Genomic DNA, 18,999 nt, shown 5'->3' with positions numbered 1-18,999 from the left:
AGCGATAATGTTGGGGCTTATACTACTTTATGTAGCCATTGTGCTTATCAGTAATGGGATATGTCGTATCAGCAATATCGATGGAAAAACGACTGCGGTGATGAATATCTTTGTAGGTTTATTATCTGTTGTTGTAAATCTTATAGCCATTGTACATGGTGATTTCAATAATGATAAAAGCGATTTTTATGCTGCGGCTACAGGTTTATTGTTTGGCTTTACTTATTTATTCGTTGCTTGCAACAATCTCTTTAATCTTGATGTAAGAGCTTTTGGTTGGTATAGCCTCTTTGTTGCGATAAACTCTATTCCAGCTGCATATTTGAGTTATCAAGATGATACTCTTCATATTTTATTTGCAGTAATATGGCTTGCATGGGGATTTTTGTGGCTTACAGGTTTTATTGAGTGTGTTATGAAAATTGAGCTAAAATTTACACCTTATCTTGCTATTTTTGAAGGTATTTTTACAGCATGGATACCTGCTTGGTTATTATTGACGGGTATTTGGAGTCTGTAAATGCTTGTTACACAAATATTGGGGAATCTTAAGGATATGGCACATGCTGATATCTTGGTGGATTTCATCTTTATTGAGTGGTTTGATACAAGAAAAAGAATAGCACGTTATACTTCAGCACAGGGGAAAGAAATTGCATTGCGATTTGAAAAACCTCTAATGATTGGGTTAAATCATGGTGATATTGTGTTTAGGGATAAAGAACATGTCATTGCAGTTTCCATTGTGCCAACACAGATTCTAAGTATTTATGTAAAAACAGAGCTTGACATTGCAAGACTTTGCTATGAGATTGGCAACTATCATTTGCCCTTATTTCTTGGAGAGAGTGCGTTTCACTTTCGCACACCCTATGAAAAACCCTTGCAAAGATTGCTTGATAAATATGGTATTTTTTATAGAGAAGAGAAAGCAGTGCTCAACTCTAAAGATAGGTTGCAAGCAAGTCTTATGGCGGTTGAGCCAAAGTTACAGCTTGGAACAGATTTTAAAGTAATAATAAATGGTAAATGAGATATGCACTGCTATAGAACTTTTGAATATATATTAGCAATCAAGCAAAGGATTATAAAACATGAATTTCTTGCTTTTACAAATTAATGATTCAGCATTTCCTATTGGCAGCTATACGCAGTCTTTTGGACTAGAAACTTATGTGCAGAAAGGTTTAATCACAAATAAAGATGAGGCTTATAATTATCTGCAATCTCTACTTTATACACAAATGCTTTATGCGGATTTACTTATGATAAAGCTTGTTTATGAAGCAGAAACTCTAGAATCTATTTTATATTTGGAATCTTTGATGAATGCTTCAACTCCAGCGAAGGAAACAAGACTAGGTATGCAAAAAATTGGCTCCATTTTTATTAAAACTTTAGAGTCTATGAAGCTAGATTTGCCTTTGTTATTTAAGGAATATATAAGAGTGTGTAAATATCCTACACATCCTAGTGCTTATGCGGTTTTTTGTAAAACAATGGGTATTGATTTTAAGGAATCTTTGCAACACTATATATATGCACAAATCTCAAATACTCTTACAAATTGTGTGAAGCTTATCCCACTTTCCCAATATGATGGACAAGCTATACTTGCAAAATTACATACAGACTTTATGTCTATATATGAAAAGATTCAAACATTAGATGAAGATGATTTTTGTAATGCAGTTATACATAATGATATGCAAGGTATGCTGCATGAGACACTACATTCAAGACTCTATATGTCTTAATTTTTATAAAAAGGATAAATTATGGTAAAGATTGGAATCTGTGGTCCAGTGGGTAGCGGTAAGACTGCTCTCATTGAGAGTTTGACAAGACTTATGAGTGATGATTATTCAGTTGCTGTTATAACAAATGATATTTACACAAAAGAAGATGCAAATTTTATGTGCAAGAATTCTGTCTTACCAGAAGATAGGATTATAGGTGTAGAGACAGGTGGTTGTCCGCATACTGCTATACGAGAAGATGCCTCTATGAATCTTTGTGCAGTAGAGGAAATGTCGGCTAGATTTAGTGAATTAGAAATTCTCTTTATTGAAAGTGGTGGAGATAATCTCTCTGCAACTTTTAGCCCAGAGTTGGCAGATTTCACGATTTTTGTCATCGATGTTTCAGGTGGTGATAAAATTCCAAGAAAAGGTGGTCCAGGGATTACACGTTCAGATCTACTTATTATCAATAAGATTGATTTGGCAGAACATGTTGGGGCAAGTCTTGAGGTGATGGATAGAGATTCTAAAAAAATGCGTGGAGATAAACCCTTTATATTCACAAATATTAAAAATAAGGTTGGACTGCAAGAAGTAGTCGCTTGGATTAAAAAGTATGCACTTTTAGAGGATTTAGCGTGAGTAGTTACGCACAAGAGAGTAATCTCTACTGCCGTACAAAAAAAGGCGTGAATGGAAAAACAATTATAGAATCTATGTTTTTTACCCCACCTTTGAAGCTTATAGCTCCACTGTATGAAAATGATATGGCAAATATTATGCTTCTCAATGTATCAGCAGGGCTTATGGCAGGGGATAAACAAACAATAGTATTTGATATACAAGAGTATAGTAAGTTAAAAATCACTTCACAAAGCTATGAAAAAATCCATAATACACAAAATGACTACGCTATGCGTAACACAGCATTAAATATTGCTGATAATGCATTTCTTATATATACGCCATTGCCCTGTATTCCTTTTGCTAACTCAAGCTTTAAGAATACAACCACAATACATCTGCAAGAAAACTCTACACTTTATTATGGTGAGATTTTTTGTGCAGGACGCATAGCTCGAGATGAAATCTTTTTATTTAAGCATTTTCACCAAAAGCTCTTTATCTACAAAAACAATATACTATTATTTTATGATAATATGAATCTAAAGCCAGACAACATGTATCTTACAAATATCTGTATGTTTCATAATTTTACACACTACTTGCATTTTTTGATTTATGATAAAAGTGCAGATGTAGAAAAGTTGCAAAGTGTCATAGAAGATTCTAAGATATATGCAGCCCTAAGTGTGCATGGTGATATTATTATTATAAAGGCTCTTGCAAACGAGAGTGAAGATTTATTGGATCTGCAAATTAAGCTTTGCGGATAATTTAATGTATAATAAATGAGATTATAATTTGAATTAATTCTGCCTTCTTTGTAACTCCTTCTAGTCTGATTGACTAGGTTTAATATGATGAGAATATCATCATTAGTATTTGTGAAGCATGTATGTAAGGTTTTAGGTATAACTTGTCATAAGGCTTAAATCTTAAATAATCTTTCATGTGTGATGTAGAACATGTGTGTATGTTTTTAGAAGAACATAAAACTTTAATTAAATCTAGCCTCCTAGAATACAAATATCCACTAATTCCCATGGAAACTTTACTAATTTTCCTTATTTTACATTTCACATTCATAAAATCACGTAAATAAAAATAAAAATTGTAGAATATCGCTAGAATATTTGGATAGAAGATTCTAATTTAAAGAGAGGTTTTGTGATGAGTGCAAATACATACTATTCACCAACGCAATATCATGATTCTATTGTTACACATTTAAGCGATTCTCAATTACGTACAAATTTAAAATCATCTATGGATGCTTTAAAAGCAAACAGACAAAAATTGATTGCTAACCGTTATTATGACTGGGAAGGCTTACGTGAACTTGGTAGGCAAATTAAACAACGTGCATTAAGTAATTTACCAGAGCTTTTAGAAAGGTTTGAATCTAATGCAACAAAGCAGGGCATAAAAGTGCATTGGGCAAAAGATTCTAAAGAAGCAAACGAAATTATCTACAATCTTGCCAAAGAAAAAAATGTAGATACTATCCTCAAGGGTAAGTCTATGGCAAGCGAAGAAATCCATCTAAATGCTTTCTTAAAGAAAAAGGGTGTAAAAGCAGTAGAAACTGATTTAGGTGAACTCATTATTCAACTTATAGATGAAACTCCGGTGCATATTGTGGTTCCAGCTATTCATAAAAATCGCAATCAAATTGGGAAAATTTTTGAAGAAAACCTTAAGGTGAAATTTACAAATGTTCCAGAAGAGTTGAATGGTATTGCAAGAGTGCATTTACGCAATCAATTTCAAAGTTTTAAAATGGGTTTAACAGGTGTTAATTTTGCCATTGCAAATGAAGGGGCTATTTGGCTACTTGAGAATGAAGGTAATGGACGCATGAGTTCTAGTGCATGTGATATTCATGTGGCAATTTGTGGTATTGAAAAACTTGTTGAAAGTTTCGAAGATGCATGTGTGTTGGATACCTTGCTTGTACCATCGGCTACAGGTGCACCCATTACTTGTTATAATAATATTATCTCAAGTCCAAGAAAAGAGAAAGAGCTTGATGGACCAAAGGAAGTGCATATTATTATGCTTGATAACAATCGATCAAAAATGCTTGCTGAGCCGCATTTCCATAAAGCCTTGAGTTGTATTCGCTGTGGTACATGTCTTAATCATTGCCCAGTGTATGACAAAATTGGAGGGCACTCCTATCTTGTAACATATCCTGGACCAATTGGTGAAGTTATTTCACCACAAATTTTTGGGTTAAATAACTGCGGATATATGACAAATTTATGTAGTTTGTGTGGGCGATGTAGTGAAAAGTGTCCAGTTAAAATCCCATTAGCTGAGCTTATACGTGATTTGCGTAGTGAAAAAGTGGGGCAGGGACGCATGAAGATAGCAGGCTATCATGAGACGCATAGAGATCCCAAAGAACAAAAGATGATGCATCAGTTTAGCAAGGCAGCAACAAGTGGCTTTAAGTGGCGTATGGCGTTTAAAATGATGCATATTTTTTCACCATTGTTGCATTATGTCGCACAATCTCCATTCGCGCAAAAAGGTATGCTTGGTAAATGGTTGCAAAATCACGAAATGCCAACATTAAATGGAAATCTCCATGCAAAGATAAAGAAAATGAAAGGGGTAATCTATGAGTAGAGACAGCATTTTACAAGCAGTGCGTGAAGCAAGTCGCACAAATCCTATACAATCAGTTCAACCCGCATATTTTGATACAATGATATATGATAGAGAGGATTTGCTTTCTGTTTATACGCAGTATCAAAAAGCAAATATGGCACATCTTATAACAACAACAAAGGATTCTCTATCGCATAGCATAAATGAGATTATTAGGAAATGCGATATTAAAGAGCTGCTTTGTGCAAAAAATATTGTGAATATGCAAGACTTCTCTGTAGAATCTTTGCAAACGCAAACAATGCTCTATGACACAAGCGTAGATTCTATACGTGATAAGCTTTTTAGTATTGAAGCAAGTATCTTGCATGCTCAAGTCGGCGTTGCAAATCTTGGTATAGTTGGACTTGGGACGAGTGAGTGTAATCCTCGATTAGCTTCACTTGTTGTTAAAACTTGTATCATCTTACTACATAAAGATTCTATTGTGCCAAATCTCTTTGCTGCATTTAAGATACTAAGAACTAGTGGACAAGATTCCAATTTGCCAACAAATATTGTATTTTTAGCAGGACCTAGCAGGACGGCTGATATTGAGTTGCAGACTGTGTTTGGTGTGCATGGACCACAGAATGTATATGTTGTGCTATATGAGTGAAATAATTTAAAGTTATTTTGTATAAAAAGGAGGGGTAGTATTAAGTCATCTCATGTAAAGATTTTTGTGTTTAGAATCTTTTTTATCCTTGTTGTCTTCAAACTATTTATGTCGAATATTTTGTAATGCATTCTTTGTTATGTGTTGCATTATTATGGTTAATTTTTGCGTTATATATGAAAATTAATAAAAAAGTTCTCAAATACAAAGCAACCAAGTGGTTTGATATAAACATAAAAGCTTTGGTGCAATAGTAAATATCTGGCTATAAGCACTTCTTTTATGTATTTTGTGATTTTAGTATGTTGGAGATTAAGTATTAGCTGTATTAACAAAAGTAAACAATTTTTTTGTTAAAATAACAATAATTACAATATATGTAAATTTTAGTATTTTACTAGATATAAATTATGTAACTTTATATATTTAAAGATACATATATAATAATTTATAAAAAGGATTGTTATGAACAGCACTCTTGATACAACACTAATACATGGAGGGGCAACCACAGACCCACGTACTGGTGCGGTAAATACGCCTATTTTTCAAACTTCTACCTACGCACAAGACGAGCTAGGCAAACATAGAGGTTATGAATACTCTCGCACCAAGAACCCTACAAGAGATGGGATAGAAAGCCTCATTGCTGAATGTGAGGGAGGAAAGTTTGGCTTTGCTTTTGCATCAGGCATGGCGGCTCTTGGTACGATTTTAAGCCTCTTTAAAAGTGGAGATTCTATCATTATCTCACAAAATGTCTATGGTGGAACTTTTAGAATCTTAGATAAAGTTTTTAAGAATTTTAACATCGGCTATAAAATTGTAGACACAAGAGATTTAGATGTGCTTAACTCTGCGATTACACCTGAAATCAAAGCAGTATTGATAGAAAGTCCAGCAAATCCGCTTTTAAGTGTTACACCCTTGGCAAAGGTTGCAGATCTCTGTAAGAAAAAAGGTATATTAAGCATTGTAGATAATACTTTCATGACACCCTATTTACAACAACCCTTAAAGCTTGGCATTGATATTGTAGTGCATTCTGCAACAAAGTATCTTGGTGGACATAGCGATCTTGTTGCTGGGCTTGTAGTGGTAAATGATGAGAGCTTAGCCGAACGTATAGGATTTTTGCAAAATAGCATTGGCGGCGTGTTGGCACCTTTTGATAGCTTTTTGCTTATTCGCGGTATGAAAACTTTGGGCTTAAGGATGCAAAGGCATTGTGAAAATGCATTGTTTCTAGCAGAAGCTCTAAGTGAGCATAAGGCGGTAGAGAAGGTATATTATCCAGGACTGGCAAGTGATAGCGAATATGAGATTCAAAAAGCTCAAGCAAGAGGTGGTGGGGGTATGCTTAGCTTTACTTTAAAGCCAAATTATGATTATAGAATCTTTTTTAAATCTACACGTATTATTGTTTTAGCGGAAAGTCTTGGGGGAGTAGAGAGTTTGCTTTGCCATCCTGCGAGTATGACACATGCTTCCATTCCAAAAGATTTACGTGAGCAAATGGGGATTAGTGAGAATCTTATACGTTTATCTGTTGGTATTGAGTATGCTAAAGATTTGCTTGATGATTTAAATCAAGCAATAGATAATTCAAAACAAAGTTAGAGCAATGCGTTTCCATTCTAGTCTCGAACTCATTGGCAACACTCCACTTGTGGAATTATCTCGCATAAAGATTCCAAACAACAATCGCATTTTTGCTAAATTAGAATCATACAATCCTGCAGGGGGCGTAAAAGATAGGGTGGCATTACACATTTTACAGGGAGCAAAAGAGGCAGGAAAACTCCACAAGGATTCTGTAGTGATAGAGGCGACTGCAGGTAATACTGGGCTAGGGATTGCTTTTGTATGTCTGCATTTCAATCTTAAGGCAATTTTAGTTGTGCCTGATAAGTTTTCTATTGAAAAGCAGATTTTAATGCGGGCTTTAGGGGCTGAAGTTATTAATACGCCAAAAGAGTTAGGTATACAAGGGGCAATTGATAAGGCAAAGGAATTGCTAGATTCTACCCCACACTCTTTTAGCTTACATCAGTTTGAGAATCCACTTAACCCACAAGCACATTACTTGACTACTGCAAAAGAAATTTATGCAGAAATGCAGGGAGTAAGAAGCTTAGATATGGGTTCTAATGTGTGGAATAATACAGATTCTTGCCAAATAAAATTGCAATCATTAAGTGAGAATTCATATGGGGATAACTATACAAAGGAATTGCAGCCTTTAAGTCAGTCTAAAAACACATTGGATAAACATGATGCAGTTAATAACGCAGAATCTTATGGTATTAATTATGCAGAGAACATGCAACAACACAAGGTAAAGCCTATATTAGATTATTTTGTGTGTGGTGCTGGAAGTGGTGGTAGCTTTAGCGGTGTTGCACAATACCTCAAAGAGCAAGATTCTAGGATAAAGAGTGTATTGTGCGATCCCATTGGCTCTGTGATTGGTGGAGGCAAAGAAGGGTGTGCTAATATTGAGGGTATTGGAAATAATTTTATTCCAAAAACTATGGATACTCGCTTTATAGATATGGTGCAGAAGATTAGCGATGAAGAGGCATATGATGGGCTTAGAATCTTGGCAAAAGAGGAAGGGTTACTTGTGGGAATCTCATCGGGTGCGTGTTTACAAGCATGCTTAAAACTTGCTGAAACAATAGAAGATAAACTAATCGTAACACTTTTTGCTGATGATTTGAGTAGGTATTTCAGTAAAAATCTTATTTAAAGTATATGATTCTATGATTACAAACAACAATGAAAGATAACTATAACTTATTTCTATCTATTTTTATTGATAGAAATGATGTGGTTGCATTCTAAGATAGTGAAATTTAGTGATATTTAGCTCATTTTGGATCTAAAACTCAAAACTTTTATTGTTAAATTCTATGTATTCAGCAAAATAACAATGTTTAAATAAATTAAATAATTTAAAATTATCAAGCACCAAATAACTATACTATTTGATTATAATACAATTATAAGGTATTCACATCAAGGAGCGATCGTGAAGATATTTGCAAAAAATCAAGATGCACAACACGCTGTGTCATATTATAATCAAAATGTATTTTATGATAGAGTAAAATATCTTTTTTATAATGCTTTAGACAAAATAGAATCTAAAATATATGCAAAACAACTCATTCTTATATTTAGCATATTTTTTCTCCTAGTGTTGCAAGTGCCTGTACTTGCCGCTACACAGCCTGGTAGCATTTCATCTTTACAGACAGAAAATACAAAAGGTAATCTTGAAGATCGTCTTATGGAATGCTTTAATCAAACTAAGTTAGTTGTTGGCAAAAATATTGAAGGGAGCAAGGTAACACAAAAAGGCTTGGAATCTAGCAAAAAGTGTTTTGAGCTTACCTTACAACAATCGTTTAATCCGATAGCAACACTTATGCTTGAGGATAGGGCAACACACTATGAAAGACTTTGTAAAAAAGCTCCGAGCAAGACTGCAAATAAGTTTTATGATGAATGTAGGTCTCAAGCATACGATAAATTTGATTTTGGCTCACTTAGTCTTCGATATGAAAAGGCACAAAAGAATTTTTACAATAATTGCAAAAATATAGCTTCTTGCAATGCATGCTTAGAAGAGCAAAAGGCGTCATTGCTGGGTATTGTTAACAATATTCGTGGTCTCAACGAGACTGCAAGGAAAAGAGATTTTAATGCTTGTCGAAGGGAAGCTTTAAAAAATGACAAAGAAGTAAAACGCATTATACAAGAAAAGGAACAGATAGAGCGACAAAGACAAAGAGAGCTTGAGCGATGTGATAAACTCTATCCAAAAGTAGCTCAATATAGAGAATGCACAAAAGATAATGCGAACAACTTTGCATATCGTATTGATCTAGCGCAAATCCCAAATGATAGGAAAAAGTGGCTGCCCACACATTACGGTTTTACACGCATAAAGCATAGTTTAGTAAGTAGCGAAGATAAAGATTGTTCTAGAGAGTTTTGTCAATATAGCAATGTTTTTGTACGTTTGTGGGTGTTTGATGGGAGTGAAAATATGCAAAAAGCCTTAATTGGCGTTTGCACAGAAGTAGGATGTGATGATAATATGCTTAAAGCCCTCATTGCTAATCAAGCAAGTTTGAAATATGAGGAAGTTACACACAGACATGTTACATCATTGTTTGCATTACAGCCCAATGTCACAAGTTCATATACCGCTTTTACAAACACAAAACAATCTCAAAAATTAAGTCTTGCGGATAGTTTTGAGGCACATTTGACGGAAGATGCTAGCGGTCATCATTATGAGAGCAGTGCAAGCTTACGATTAAAAGGATTTTTTATAGATAATAAGATATATATTATAGGGTTAGAGTTTGTTCGTAGTTCTAGTGTACCATATAGATAAGATTAGAAATCTCAAATCTTTTAGTTTTCATTAGTTATAAATTTTATATTGATGAGAAAATACATAAAAGGAGAGTAGGAGTTTATGTGTATTTTTACAAAATTATTATTTAATGTAGCTAGTGCAACAAGAGCGGTAGTAAGAATTAAGATTTCATTATTTCTCATATTGATGATAGTTGCAAATGTTACTTTTGCTGACAATGAAAGTTTACAAAAGTTTTTTGAGGATTTTAATGCAAGTAAAGACAAACAAGAATATGTTAAAACACAATGTGATGAGCAAATCTTGAAGACAAAGGCTAGTCTCAAGAATGTAACTCTACAGGAGCGAACTTATCGAATAAAAGTGGCACAGATTGAATGTGAATATCAATCATTAAGCGGTGTGTTCAGCTCAACGCAAGGTATTCTAGCTGCACTACATTATGCTTACAATGAATATGATAAACTCTTAAATAAATATTATAAACTTTATCAGACTGAAATAAAAAAACAGAAGAATAAGGATTTGCGAGAAGAGTTGTTATCTCCAGGGTTAAACATAAATGAGAAAGTAGATATACTACTTGATGAACAAAAAGCATGGCTTAAGCTTCGCGATAGCTATGAAGCATATATAATAGCACAGCATGCACATGTTTATGATATAAATGGTGGTGGAACAATCTATAAGATTGATGCAAGCCTTGCACGTTTAGCATTTTTGAAAAAACGCGTGGATGAACTTTTTTATCGTTATCTTATGATAACAAGAGATAATGGCATCGAGTTTCATGATATGTTTTATTGCGATTGTGGTAACAATGGGGATTAAGTATGAGAATCTGCATAATAAAATCATTGTCACATATTATCTGTTAAATGTACCTCCCCCTAGACATATCTGATATAGAATGTGTCTATAGGAAGTAGAATCTAGAATATAATATTACTCAAATCTACTAAGTTGTAGCTCAAATATACAATAATAATTTTTTATTTAATCAACCACCACTCATAAATTGTAAAAGCTCTAATCTATCATGTTCTCTAAGATAAACTTGTGTCCATGTATCTTTTTTAACTACATTTGCATTTAAAGATACTGCAACAATTTTATCCTCGACTTCAAGTTGTTCTAAAAGCTGTGTTATTGTGGTATTATCTGCGATAGTTTGATGTTCGCCATTAATATAAATTTGCATAATACTCTCCTAAGCAAAAAAGATAAAACGCTTAATTGTATCATATTTCTGTAAAGCATTATGATGCTTTGTATTTAATGTAAATTACGTTTTAATATTGATGAAAGCTAGAGGACATTTTATTGACATTAATAAATGATTGGAAAATTATCATGTATTTTTTTGTGCTATTATTTTATGGAATTTAACATAAAAGTTGAAAAGCGAAGAAATGACAATTATTAATGATTTTACAATTAAAAAAGATGCCTTTTTTGTCGCAGATTCACATTTCAAAGAAAATGATGAGAAGCTTTTAGAATATTTTGATAACTTTCCATCTGGACGACAAATTATTCTGATGGGTGATATATTCCATTTTCTTATTGGCAGTATACATACAAGCTACATCATAAATGAAGCACTTATAAGAAAGCTTGCAGGATTAACTCGCAGTAATGAAATTATAATACTAGAGGGGAACCATGATTTTGGATTAGATTCCATTATGTGGGAAAAATATTCTGATTATAATACTAAGAATCTAAAAATTTACACCTATTGTATGCAGCCAATTATAATAAGAGATGATAGTGATAATATATGCATATTATCGCATGGTGATTTGTGGATTAATAAAAATTATGATTCTTATCGCAAGTTTATTACCAAACCCTATATCTTATCTGCTTTTTGGCTACTTGATAAACTAAGTTATGGTATAATTTACAGAGCACTTGCAACTCGTATAAATCAAAAATTGATTGCAGAGTTTTCATTTTTTCGCACCGATTTTCTACATTTTATGTCTGAGAGGATTGCAAAATATAAGTCTCATGTTATTCAAAAGTTAATCGATAATGGGTTTGCCACAGATAATACAAAATTTTGTATTATAGAAGGACATTATCATTTGGGTAAGCATGTAAAAAAGGAAAATATTTTTTATAACGCTTTGCAATCGTGTTATTTTCACAAAGATTATCTTAGTTTTAAAAAAGGTGACTTATTCATAGAGGTGACATATGGAACAAAAAAGAGTATATCAAACAAAAATATCCTCCAATGAAATAGAATTGGTAGATTTCAGAATCAATGAACAAGCTAATGGTGAAATATATGAGGGCATATATGGTATAAATGTTGCAAAAGTGCAAGAAATTATACAAATGCCAGAAACCTTTGAATTACCAGCTAGTCCTGATTATATTATTGGTGTATTTGATTTACGAGGTATTGTTATGCCTCTTGTGGATTTAGCGGCATGGCTTAATATTAAGGAAAGAGAAGCGGATCTACCTTTGCACAAAAAACGAGTGATTATTACTGAATTCAACAACCTAAAAATAGGTTTTTTAGTGCATGAGGCAAAGTTGATTAGACGCATTTGTTGGGATGATGTGCAAGCAGCACAATTTAGCTCAAATAGCCACAATTTAGAGCGTGGTAAAATTACAGGTACAACACGTATAGAAGGTGGTAAGACTTTATTGATACTTGATTTAGAGGGCATTGTTGATGACTTAGATTTTTATACTAATAAGCAGGATAAAAAAGAGTTGCAAGAAGTAGCTAAGAAGTTTAATGGACATGTGTTGATTGTAGATGATAGCACTATTGCTCGTTCTTTACTGAAGAAGAATTTGAAAAAGATGGGCTTTACTGTAATTGAAGCACACGATGGAGAGATGGCGTTGCAAACACTCAATGATTTGTATACACAGAAAAATGGCGATCTAGCTTCATTTATACGCTTTATTATATCTGATATTGAAATGCCTAAGATGGATGGTTTTCATTTTGCAGAAATTATCAAAAGTGATGAAAGATTCCAATCTATACCTTTTATATTTAACTCTTCGATTTGCGACAAATTTAGTGAGCAAAAAGGGAGGGATATTGGTGCAGATGCGTATTTAGTGAAATTTGATGCACAGAGGTTTTATGATGAAATTATAAAAGTTTTGGAATAAATCAAAAATGTTTTTTTTTATGTTATAATTGATGGTTACGGAAGACGCGTGAATAATACAGGATATAATTTATAATTATTTAGAGGTGCTAAATGAATGATGATATGCAAGAGATAATGGAGGATTTTCTGATTGAAGCCTTTGAGATGGTTGAGCAACTTGACCAAGACTTGGTTGAATTAGAAAATAATCCAGAAGATTTAGATTTATTAAATAGAATTTTTAGAGTAGCACATACCATAAAAGGTTCAAGTTCATTCTTAAATTTTGATGTTTTAACACATTTAACACATAATATGGAAGACGTGCTTAATAAAGCCCGTAGAGGGGAACTTAAAATCACGCCTGATGTAATGGATGTTATCCTAGAATCAATTGATTTAATGAAAGCACTCTTAAGCGTTATTCGTGACAATGGAACAGATGCAGATAGTGGTATTGATGTAAGTGATTGCGTAAAGCGTTTACAAGCTATCTCAAAGGGTGGAGTAGTCGATGAAGTGGTTGCTGCAGAATCTCCAGCAACAAGTGCTGCACCTACACAAGAAACACAGCAGTCTGATATAGAGGCTGCTCCTGCAAAAGATACAGAATCTGTATCAGCAGATTCTGAAGAAGAACCTGACTATGCCAACATGTCGCCAGAAGAAGTTGAAGCAGAGATAGCAAGGTTACTTGCAAAACGACAAGAAGAAGATAAAAAAAGAAGACAGGAGAAAAAACAGGAAGAAGCGCAAGCTGCAGGGCAAAAAGCAGCACCTGTTGCAGCTCCTCAAGCTCCTAAAGCAGCACCCAAATCAGATGCAGGTGGGCAAAAAGCACCTTCTGTGGCAGTAGAACCGACCGTACGTGTAGATGTAAAAAGACTCGATCATCTTATGAATCTCATCGGTGAATTAGTGTTGGGCAAAAATAGATTGATTAGAATCTATGGCGATGTTGAAGAGAGATATGATGGTGAAAAGTTCCTTGAAGAGCTCAATCAGGTTGTAAGCTCGATTAGCACAGTAACGACGGATTTACAGCTTGCTGTTATGAAAACAAGAATGCTTCCTGTTGGCAAAGTATTCAGTAAGTTTCCAAGAATGGTGCGAGACTTAAGTAGAGAGCTTGGTAAGAATATCGATTTAATTATTAGTGGTGAAGAGACTGAACTTGATAAATCAATCGTAGAAGAGATTGGGGATCCACTTATTCACATCATCAGAAATTCGTGTGACCATGGTATTGAAGTACCAGATGTGAGAAAAGCAAATGGTAAAAGTGAGGTTGGTAAGGTTGAGCTTAAAGCCTACAATGAAGGAAATCATATCGTTATCGAAATTAAGGATGATGGTAAAGGGCTTGATGCTGAAATGTTGAAAAAGAAAGCAATTGAAAAAGGTCTCATAAATGAGCGAGATGCTGAAAACATGAGTGAAAAAGAGGCATTTGGCATTATTTTTAGACCTGGCTTTTCGACCGCATCAAATATTACAAATGTAAGTGGGCGTGGCGTTGGTATGGATGTTGTAAAAACCAATGTTGAAAAGCTTAATGGTATTATAGAGATAGATTCTGAAGTGGGTGTGGGTACTACACAAAAATTAAAGATACCATTAACATTGGCCATTATGCAGGCTCTACTTGTTGGAGTGCAAGAGGAGTATTATGCCATACCGCTTAGTTCAGTACTTGAGACTGTGCGTGTATCTCAAGAAGAGATTTATACGGTTGATGGAAAGAGTGTGCTAAGGCTTCGGGATGAGGTATTAAGTCTTGTGCGTTTAGCAGATATTTTTAAAGTAGATTCTGTTTTAGAAAGTCTCAATGAAGTTTATGTTGTTATTATTGGTTTGGCTGAGCAAAAAATTGGTGTGATTGTGGATTATCTCATTGGGCAAGAAGAAGTTGTTATTAAGAGTTTGGGATATTATCTCAAAGGCACAGAAGGAGTTGCTGGTGCAACTGTCAGGGGAGATGGCAAGATTACTTTGATTGCTGATGTTGCGGCAATGATGGACATGGCAAAAGATGTTAAGGTGAGTGTGAATAATCTTATTTCACAAAGCACTGCTGCAAGAGCCAAAAACTCACCAAGCGATTATATTGTATTAGCAATAGATGATAGCACGACAGATAGAGCAATCATGAAAAAGTGTCTAAAGCCACTCGGAGTTACAGTGCTTGAGGCAAGTAATGGTCTTGAAGGGCTTGAGATTGTAAAGAGTGGTGATCACGATCTTGACGCTGTACTTGTTGATATTGAAATGCCTAGAATGGATGGCTATGCTTTTGCGAGTGAAGTGAGAAAGTATAATCGTTTTAAAAACTTACCGCTTATTGCAGTAACAAGTCGAACAAGCAAGACAGACAGAATGCGTGGTGTGGAGTCTGGCATGACAGAATATATTACAAAACCATATACACCTGAGTATTTATTGAATGTTGTAAAACGAAATATTAACCTGCATGTAGATGGAGAATAGATGATGGATAACAAAGCACTAAAAGAAGTATTTACAAAGCAACAAAAGCAAAATATGGGAGAAGAGTTGCGTAGTGATTCTGAACATGTTGTGCAACTCATTGGTTTTGTAGTGGGTACTGAAGAATTTGCGGTTCCCATTCTAAATGTTAAAGAAATCATAAAACCCATCGATTTTACTAGAGTGCCTGGCACACCTAACTATGTAATGGGTGTATTTAACTTGCGTGGAAATGTATATCCACTTATCAATCTTAGGATGAAATTTGGTATTCCACCAACAAAGCAAGATAAGGATACACGCTACTTAGTTGTAAATCATAATGATGAGATTGCAGGTTTTGTTATTGATAAATTGACAGAAGCAATACGAATTGATGAAAGTCAGATTGATCCTATACCTGATACCTTCAATGAACAGGAAAATTTATTATATGGTATTGCCAAGCAGGGTGATAGACTTACCACGATATTGCGTGTCGACAATCTTTTGAAAAGGAATTTTTAAGTTTTAAGTATATTTTTGTTGCTTGGAGAAGAAGTGTTATAAGGTTTTCTATTTTATTTTTTGTGTAAAATAAGGTAGAACGTAAAGGTTTTATATGCGAATTGACGCAATGATGGTTTTATGGTTGTGTCTATTGGGGTGTTAGCTCAGTTGGGAGAGCGCAACGCTGGCAGCGTTGAGGTCAGGGGTTCGAACCCCCTACACTCCACCAAAAAAGAATAGATATTTATGAAAATATATCCATATAATCCAGCTTTTATTTTATTAAATTATAAAAACAATATATCTTTTGGTGTGCCCGATGTAACAATAAAAGACATATTAAAACATTGACTATAGAATCTTTATGTATTGTTTTTTGCTATTGTATTATTTGGTAATAACTAGAAGAAGTGGTCTTTAAATATCAAATTTATCTATACAATGTAATGGCAAAATGGGTAGGATAATATACGTAATAGTTAAGCTTAAATAATTGATACAAATATAAAATAACATAGTGTATAGTTTTGTATAAAATCAAAGTGGGGGATATTGCTAGAAAGTATCGTGTGTGTGGGAGTTTGATAAAGATTTTTAGAAATCAAAGTGGGTGGAAAAATTTAGACAAATTCTAAAGAATCCTATACATTGTCTAAAAAATCCTATACATTCCTATACAAAATACTATACAGATGTATAAATAACTAGCTTAAAGCTCGTAAAATAGGCATTTAAACACTTATTTCAAAGGTATTTAAATTTAAAGCTTTCTTAATTCTCTCTATCATTATAGCACAATATACAAAAAACTGTCTCAAAAATATTAAATTTTTTTTATACTAATAGAAGTAATTACTTTAGCCATGATTTTTATATTTTCCTCGCCTCCTATCTCAATAGGAAGGTAGTCTCTATTATCACTCAAAAGGCGTATTTTAGGGTATTTATGTATGCGTTTTACAAAAATCTCATTATTGTATTCAACGACATAAATAGAACCCTCTTTTATATTTTGTTCCTCTTGGATAAGCAAATAATCGCCATCTTGTATTGTAGGCTGCATACTATCACCGCTACATTGTAGTATGCTTAGTCCTTTTAAACTCATAACGCCACAAACTTCGAGCAGAAAGGGCTTTGATAGTGGTATATGTGCTACTTCTGTTTCAAAATTCACTACTCCAAAACCTGCTGAAGCTGTGCTGTCTTTAAAAAATGGGACTGCTATCATATCAGCAGACATTGGCAAATTGCTTATAGACATATTGAGGGACACATTTTCTGATTGAGGGACACTATTGAGGGACAATTTGTTTTGAGTGGGAAACATTGACGAATCACTAACTGACAAGTTACTGACACGACTTACTGACGACTTACTGACATTTTGGTTTTGACTTACTGACATTTTATTTTCAAGTAAATCATTGATTGATGTATTTAGAAAAATAGCAATTGATTTTAAATCATTATTTTTTATGGTTTTTGTTTCTCCACGCTCTATTCTGCCTATTTTTTTTACATCAACTCCCAAAAAATCTGCCAATTCCTGTTGTGTTTTTCCTGCATTGTTCCTTAAACTTGCAATTTTTTTACCAATTTCAACCATTTATGTCCTTTTTACTTGACAAAATACCAAAAATGTCCTATAATATCATTAATTAATGTATTTTAGCTTAAAAACATTAATCGGTTGGGTGGGTAGGAAGAATATCACTTTTAAAGGCTTTATGATGAAAATCAGGAAGTTTAAAAAAGTGGTTGTAAAACTTAAGTTTTGGAGGCTGAAAATAACCCTTAAAATAGGTTAAACACAGCTTCTAAACTTAAAAAATAACCGCTTTCCCCTTAGCTTTAGCTTTGGGGTTAAGTGGATTATAGCATAAATTTCATAGAAAGGTGCAAAAATGGATAAAAAGGATAATATTGCCACGCAAATGGCAAAAAGAGGCATGAGAATACGGGCATGGGCTTTGTCTAAAGGCTTAAATAAGCAAGATATTGAACTTTTAAACTCCCTTTCATGTGCCAGGATTAAGGGTAAAAGAGGTAGAGCAAAAGAATTGCGTGATATGCTTGAGATTGAAGGGTTTTATATCCCTAAAAAGAGCGCGTGATAGAAAGGAGAAAATATGAAAAAGCAACAAGGAAAAATAAAATATGCTTATAGTATGTGGTCAAAACCTAAATCAGATAAAGTAATGAGGCAAAAGCAAGAGCAAACAATGTTATTTAATGTTAGTATCTCTGGAGACAATAACCATGTAGTGCTTTTATGCGATCAAAAAATGGATACTAAACATACTAGGATATGTGGTAAATGTGAGTATAGTGAGCGTGTGCAAAGAGGCAATCAGTGTTTTTACTATTGCAACAGGCACTTCAGTAGAAGAACACATAATGGTAAGCTTAAAGTTAAGGCAAGAAGACAAGCATGCTTTGCTTATAAAGAGGAAAAATAATGGGACAATGGATAAGTAGTAAAGAGTTTTTAGTGTTAAAAAATTTTACCTTACAAAAGGACAAAAATGTCCTTTATCAAAAGGTGAAACGAGCCAATGATAAACAAAAAATGTTTATCACACTGAATAAGCAATATTTCACCTTCACCTACACCAATGGCATTGGTCGTGGTGGCAAAGTCCTTCAAATATGGAGTGAGCCTTTTAAGAGTGAAGCAGAAGCAGAGGCATTTCTGCATAATTATAGGGTGGATATGCTAGAAAAGATGGCAAAACACACATTTGGTGTGAGTAATGAGATTACCACGAATGCTACGCATACTTTGCATGCACTCAATGACATGAGTAGTGGTGCAGTGGTGAGTGGTGGCGTAAATGACACTTTGGCGTG

19 protein-coding genes, 1 tRNA gene and 1 pseudogene are annotated in these 18,999 nt (G+C 33.9%); 19 read left to right on the top strand and 2 right to left on the bottom strand.

Annotated elements, in window-relative coordinates; translation table 11 throughout:
• The first annotated feature begins 7 nt into the window (after positions 1–7).
• The 11 genes from LS81_RS03305 to LS81_RS03255 all read left to right on the top strand — a co-directional run bounded on the left by LS81_RS03305 (position 8) and on the right by LS81_RS03255 (position 10,867).
• Positions 8–520, top strand: a complete 513-nt coding sequence (locus LS81_RS03305) for an AmiS/UreI family transporter (RefSeq protein WP_034345245.1) — start codon at positions 8–10, stop codon at positions 518–520.
• Complete coding sequence (locus LS81_RS03300; RefSeq protein WP_034345243.1) at positions 521–1,033, top strand: urease accessory protein UreE; 513 nt, start codon at positions 521–523, stop codon at positions 1,031–1,033.
• Positions 1,034–1,094: 61 nt separating this feature from the next.
• Positions 1,095–1,757 (top strand): urease accessory protein UreF, encoded by a 663-nt coding sequence (locus LS81_RS03295; RefSeq protein WP_034345240.1) that lies wholly within the window; start codon positions 1,095–1,097, stop codon positions 1,755–1,757.
• Between the two features lie 21 nt (positions 1,758–1,778).
• Positions 1,779–2,384 carry an urease accessory protein UreG gene (ureG, locus tag LS81_RS03290; protein ID WP_034345238.1) on the top strand — a complete coding sequence of 202 codons (606 nt, stop codon included), beginning with the start codon at positions 1,779–1,781 and terminating at the stop codon, positions 2,382–2,384.
• Positions 2,381–3,139 carry an urease accessory protein UreD gene (locus LS81_RS03285; protein ID WP_034345236.1) on the top strand — a complete coding sequence of 253 codons (759 nt, stop codon included), beginning with the start codon at positions 2,381–2,383 and terminating at the stop codon, positions 3,137–3,139. Before ureG ends, LS81_RS03285 begins: the two co-directional genes overlap by 4 nt.
• Before the next feature lie 397 nt (positions 3,140–3,536).
• On the top strand, positions 3,537–5,000 hold the full coding sequence (locus LS81_RS03280) for a LutB/LldF family L-lactate oxidation iron-sulfur protein (protein WP_034345234.1): 1,464 nt from the start codon (positions 3,537–3,539) through the stop codon (positions 4,998–5,000).
• Complete coding sequence (locus LS81_RS03275) at positions 4,993–5,640, top strand: LutC/YkgG family protein (protein ID WP_034345231.1); 648 nt, start codon at positions 4,993–4,995, stop codon at positions 5,638–5,640. The genes LS81_RS03280 and LS81_RS03275 overlap by 8 nt, the downstream gene beginning before the upstream one ends.
• Before the next feature lie 465 nt (positions 5,641–6,105).
• Positions 6,106–7,260, top strand: coding sequence for a trans-sulfuration enzyme family protein (locus LS81_RS03270; RefSeq protein WP_034345229.1), 1,155 nt, complete (start codon positions 6,106–6,108; stop codon positions 7,258–7,260).
• A 4-nt stretch (positions 7,261–7,264) separates the two neighbouring features.
• Positions 7,265–8,392 carry a PLP-dependent cysteine synthase family protein gene (locus LS81_RS03265; protein ID WP_034345226.1) on the top strand — a complete coding sequence of 376 codons (1,128 nt, stop codon included), beginning with the start codon at positions 7,265–7,267 and terminating at the stop codon, positions 8,390–8,392.
• 282 nt (positions 8,393–8,674) lie between these two features.
• Complete coding sequence (locus tag LS81_RS03260; protein ID WP_034345223.1) at positions 8,675–10,051, top strand: hypothetical protein; 1,377 nt, start codon at positions 8,675–8,677, stop codon at positions 10,049–10,051.
• Between the two features lie 84 nt (positions 10,052–10,135).
• The gene (locus LS81_RS03255; RefSeq protein ID WP_034345220.1) at positions 10,136–10,867 is read left to right on the top strand and encodes a lysozyme inhibitor LprI family protein; all 732 of its coding nucleotides are present in this window, start codon (positions 10,136–10,138) and stop codon (positions 10,865–10,867) included.
• Between the two features lie 169 nt (positions 10,868–11,036).
• Here LS81_RS03255 and thiS read toward each other — a convergent pair whose 3' ends face one another.
• Entirely contained in the window at positions 11,037–11,237 is a 201-nt protein-coding gene (gene thiS, locus LS81_RS03250) for a sulfur carrier protein ThiS (protein ID WP_034345218.1), read from the bottom strand.
• A gap of 211 nt (positions 11,238–11,448) precedes the next feature.
• Between thiS and LS81_RS03245 the strand changes: the two genes are divergently transcribed.
• The 5 genes from LS81_RS03245 to LS81_RS03225 all read left to right on the top strand — a co-directional run bounded on the left by LS81_RS03245 (position 11,449) and on the right by LS81_RS03225 (position 16,375).
• Complete coding sequence (locus LS81_RS03245) at positions 11,449–12,285, top strand: metallophosphoesterase (RefSeq protein WP_034345217.1); 837 nt, start codon at positions 11,449–11,451, stop codon at positions 12,283–12,285.
• Positions 12,242–13,189 carry a chemotaxis protein gene (locus tag LS81_RS03240; RefSeq protein ID WP_034345215.1) on the top strand — a complete coding sequence of 316 codons (948 nt, stop codon included), beginning with the start codon at positions 12,242–12,244 and terminating at the stop codon, positions 13,187–13,189. Before LS81_RS03245 ends, LS81_RS03240 begins: the two co-directional genes overlap by 44 nt.
• Before the next feature lie 92 nt (positions 13,190–13,281).
• Positions 13,282–15,657: a hybrid sensor histidine kinase/response regulator gene (locus tag LS81_RS03235; RefSeq protein WP_034345213.1), complete on the top strand. Its 2,376-nt coding sequence runs from the start codon at positions 13,282–13,284 to the stop codon at positions 15,655–15,657.
• Between the two features lie 3 nt (positions 15,658–15,660).
• Entirely contained in the window at positions 15,661–16,164 is a 504-nt protein-coding gene (locus LS81_RS03230; protein WP_034318865.1) for a chemotaxis protein CheW, read from the top strand.
• 135 nt (positions 16,165–16,299) lie between these two features.
• Positions 16,300–16,375 (top strand) — tRNA-Ala (locus LS81_RS03225).
• 594 nt (positions 16,376–16,969) lie between these two features.
• On the opposite strand, the gene LS81_RS03220 is transcribed toward LS81_RS03225, so the two are convergent.
• Positions 16,970–17,755 (bottom strand): XRE family transcriptional regulator, encoded by a 786-nt coding sequence (locus LS81_RS03220; RefSeq protein ID WP_052096645.1) that lies wholly within the window; start codon positions 17,753–17,755, stop codon positions 16,970–16,972.
• Positions 17,756–18,053: 298 nt separating this feature from the next.
• On the opposite strand from LS81_RS03220, the gene LS81_RS03215 reads away from it, so the two are divergent.
• The 3 genes and pseudogenes from LS81_RS03215 to LS81_RS03205 form a co-directional block, all read left to right on the top strand.
• Complete coding sequence (locus LS81_RS03215; RefSeq protein WP_034347711.1) at positions 18,054–18,263, top strand: hypothetical protein; 210 nt, start codon at positions 18,054–18,056, stop codon at positions 18,261–18,263.
• A gap of 15 nt (positions 18,264–18,278) precedes the next feature.
• On the top strand, positions 18,279–18,608 hold the full coding sequence (locus LS81_RS03210) for a hypothetical protein (protein ID WP_034347710.1): 330 nt from the start codon (positions 18,279–18,281) through the stop codon (positions 18,606–18,608).
• Positions 18,608–18,999, top strand: a pseudogene (locus LS81_RS03205) (hypothetical protein); the annotation flags it as partial. The gene LS81_RS03210 and the pseudogene LS81_RS03205, both read left to right, overlap by 1 nt.

The sequence above is a fragment of the Helicobacter trogontum genome (assembly GCF_000765905.2).
Classification (GTDB): domain Bacteria; phylum Campylobacterota; class Campylobacteria; order Campylobacterales; family Helicobacteraceae; genus Helicobacter_A; species Helicobacter_A trogontum.
This window is presented reverse-complemented; position numbering and strand designations above follow the sequence as displayed.

Bases quoted from the DNA above. Each gene is read 5' to 3' on its own strand.
- LS81_RS03230 (WP_034318865.1), top strand. From the start codon at position 15,661: ATGGATAACAAAGCACTAAAAGAAGTATTTACAAAGCAACAAAAGCAA.
- LS81_RS03255 (WP_034345220.1), top strand. From the start codon at position 10,136: ATGTGTATTTTTACAAAATTATTATTTAATGTAGCTAGTGCAACAAGA.
- LS81_RS03275 (WP_034345231.1), top strand. From the start codon at position 4,993: ATGAGTAGAGACAGCATTTTACAAGCAGTGCGTGAAGCAAGTCGCACA.
- LS81_RS03240 (WP_034345215.1), top strand. From the start codon at position 12,242: ATGGAACAAAAAAGAGTATATCAAACAAAAATATCCTCCAATGAAATA.
- LS81_RS03280 (WP_034345234.1), top strand. From the start codon at position 3,537: ATGAGTGCAAATACATACTATTCACCAACGCAATATCATGATTCTATT.
- LS81_RS03215 (WP_034347711.1), top strand. From the start codon at position 18,054: ATGGATAAAAAGGATAATATTGCCACGCAAATGGCAAAAAGAGGCATG.
- LS81_RS03210 (WP_034347710.1), top strand. From the start codon at position 18,279: ATGAAAAAGCAACAAGGAAAAATAAAATATGCTTATAGTATGTGGTCA.
- LS81_RS03300 (WP_034345243.1), top strand. From the start codon at position 521: ATGCTTGTTACACAAATATTGGGGAATCTTAAGGATATGGCACATGCT.
- ureG (WP_034345238.1), top strand. From the start codon at position 1,779: ATGGTAAAGATTGGAATCTGTGGTCCAGTGGGTAGCGGTAAGACTGCT.
- LS81_RS03245 (WP_034345217.1), top strand. From the start codon at position 11,449: ATGACAATTATTAATGATTTTACAATTAAAAAAGATGCCTTTTTTGTC.
- LS81_RS03295 (WP_034345240.1), top strand. From the start codon at position 1,095: ATGAATTTCTTGCTTTTACAAATTAATGATTCAGCATTTCCTATTGGC.
- LS81_RS03305 (WP_034345245.1), top strand. From the start codon at position 8: ATGTTGGGGCTTATACTACTTTATGTAGCCATTGTGCTTATCAGTAAT.
- LS81_RS03265 (WP_034345226.1), top strand. From the start codon at position 7,265: ATGCGTTTCCATTCTAGTCTCGAACTCATTGGCAACACTCCACTTGTG.
- LS81_RS03220 (WP_052096645.1), bottom strand. From the start codon at position 17,755: ATGGTTGAAATTGGTAAAAAAATTGCAAGTTTAAGGAACAATGCAGGA.
- thiS (WP_034345218.1), bottom strand. From the start codon at position 11,237: ATGCAAATTTATATTAATGGCGAACATCAAACTATCGCAGATAATACC.
- LS81_RS03235 (WP_034345213.1), top strand. From the start codon at position 13,282: ATGAATGATGATATGCAAGAGATAATGGAGGATTTTCTGATTGAAGCC.
- LS81_RS03270 (WP_034345229.1), top strand. From the start codon at position 6,106: ATGAACAGCACTCTTGATACAACACTAATACATGGAGGGGCAACCACA.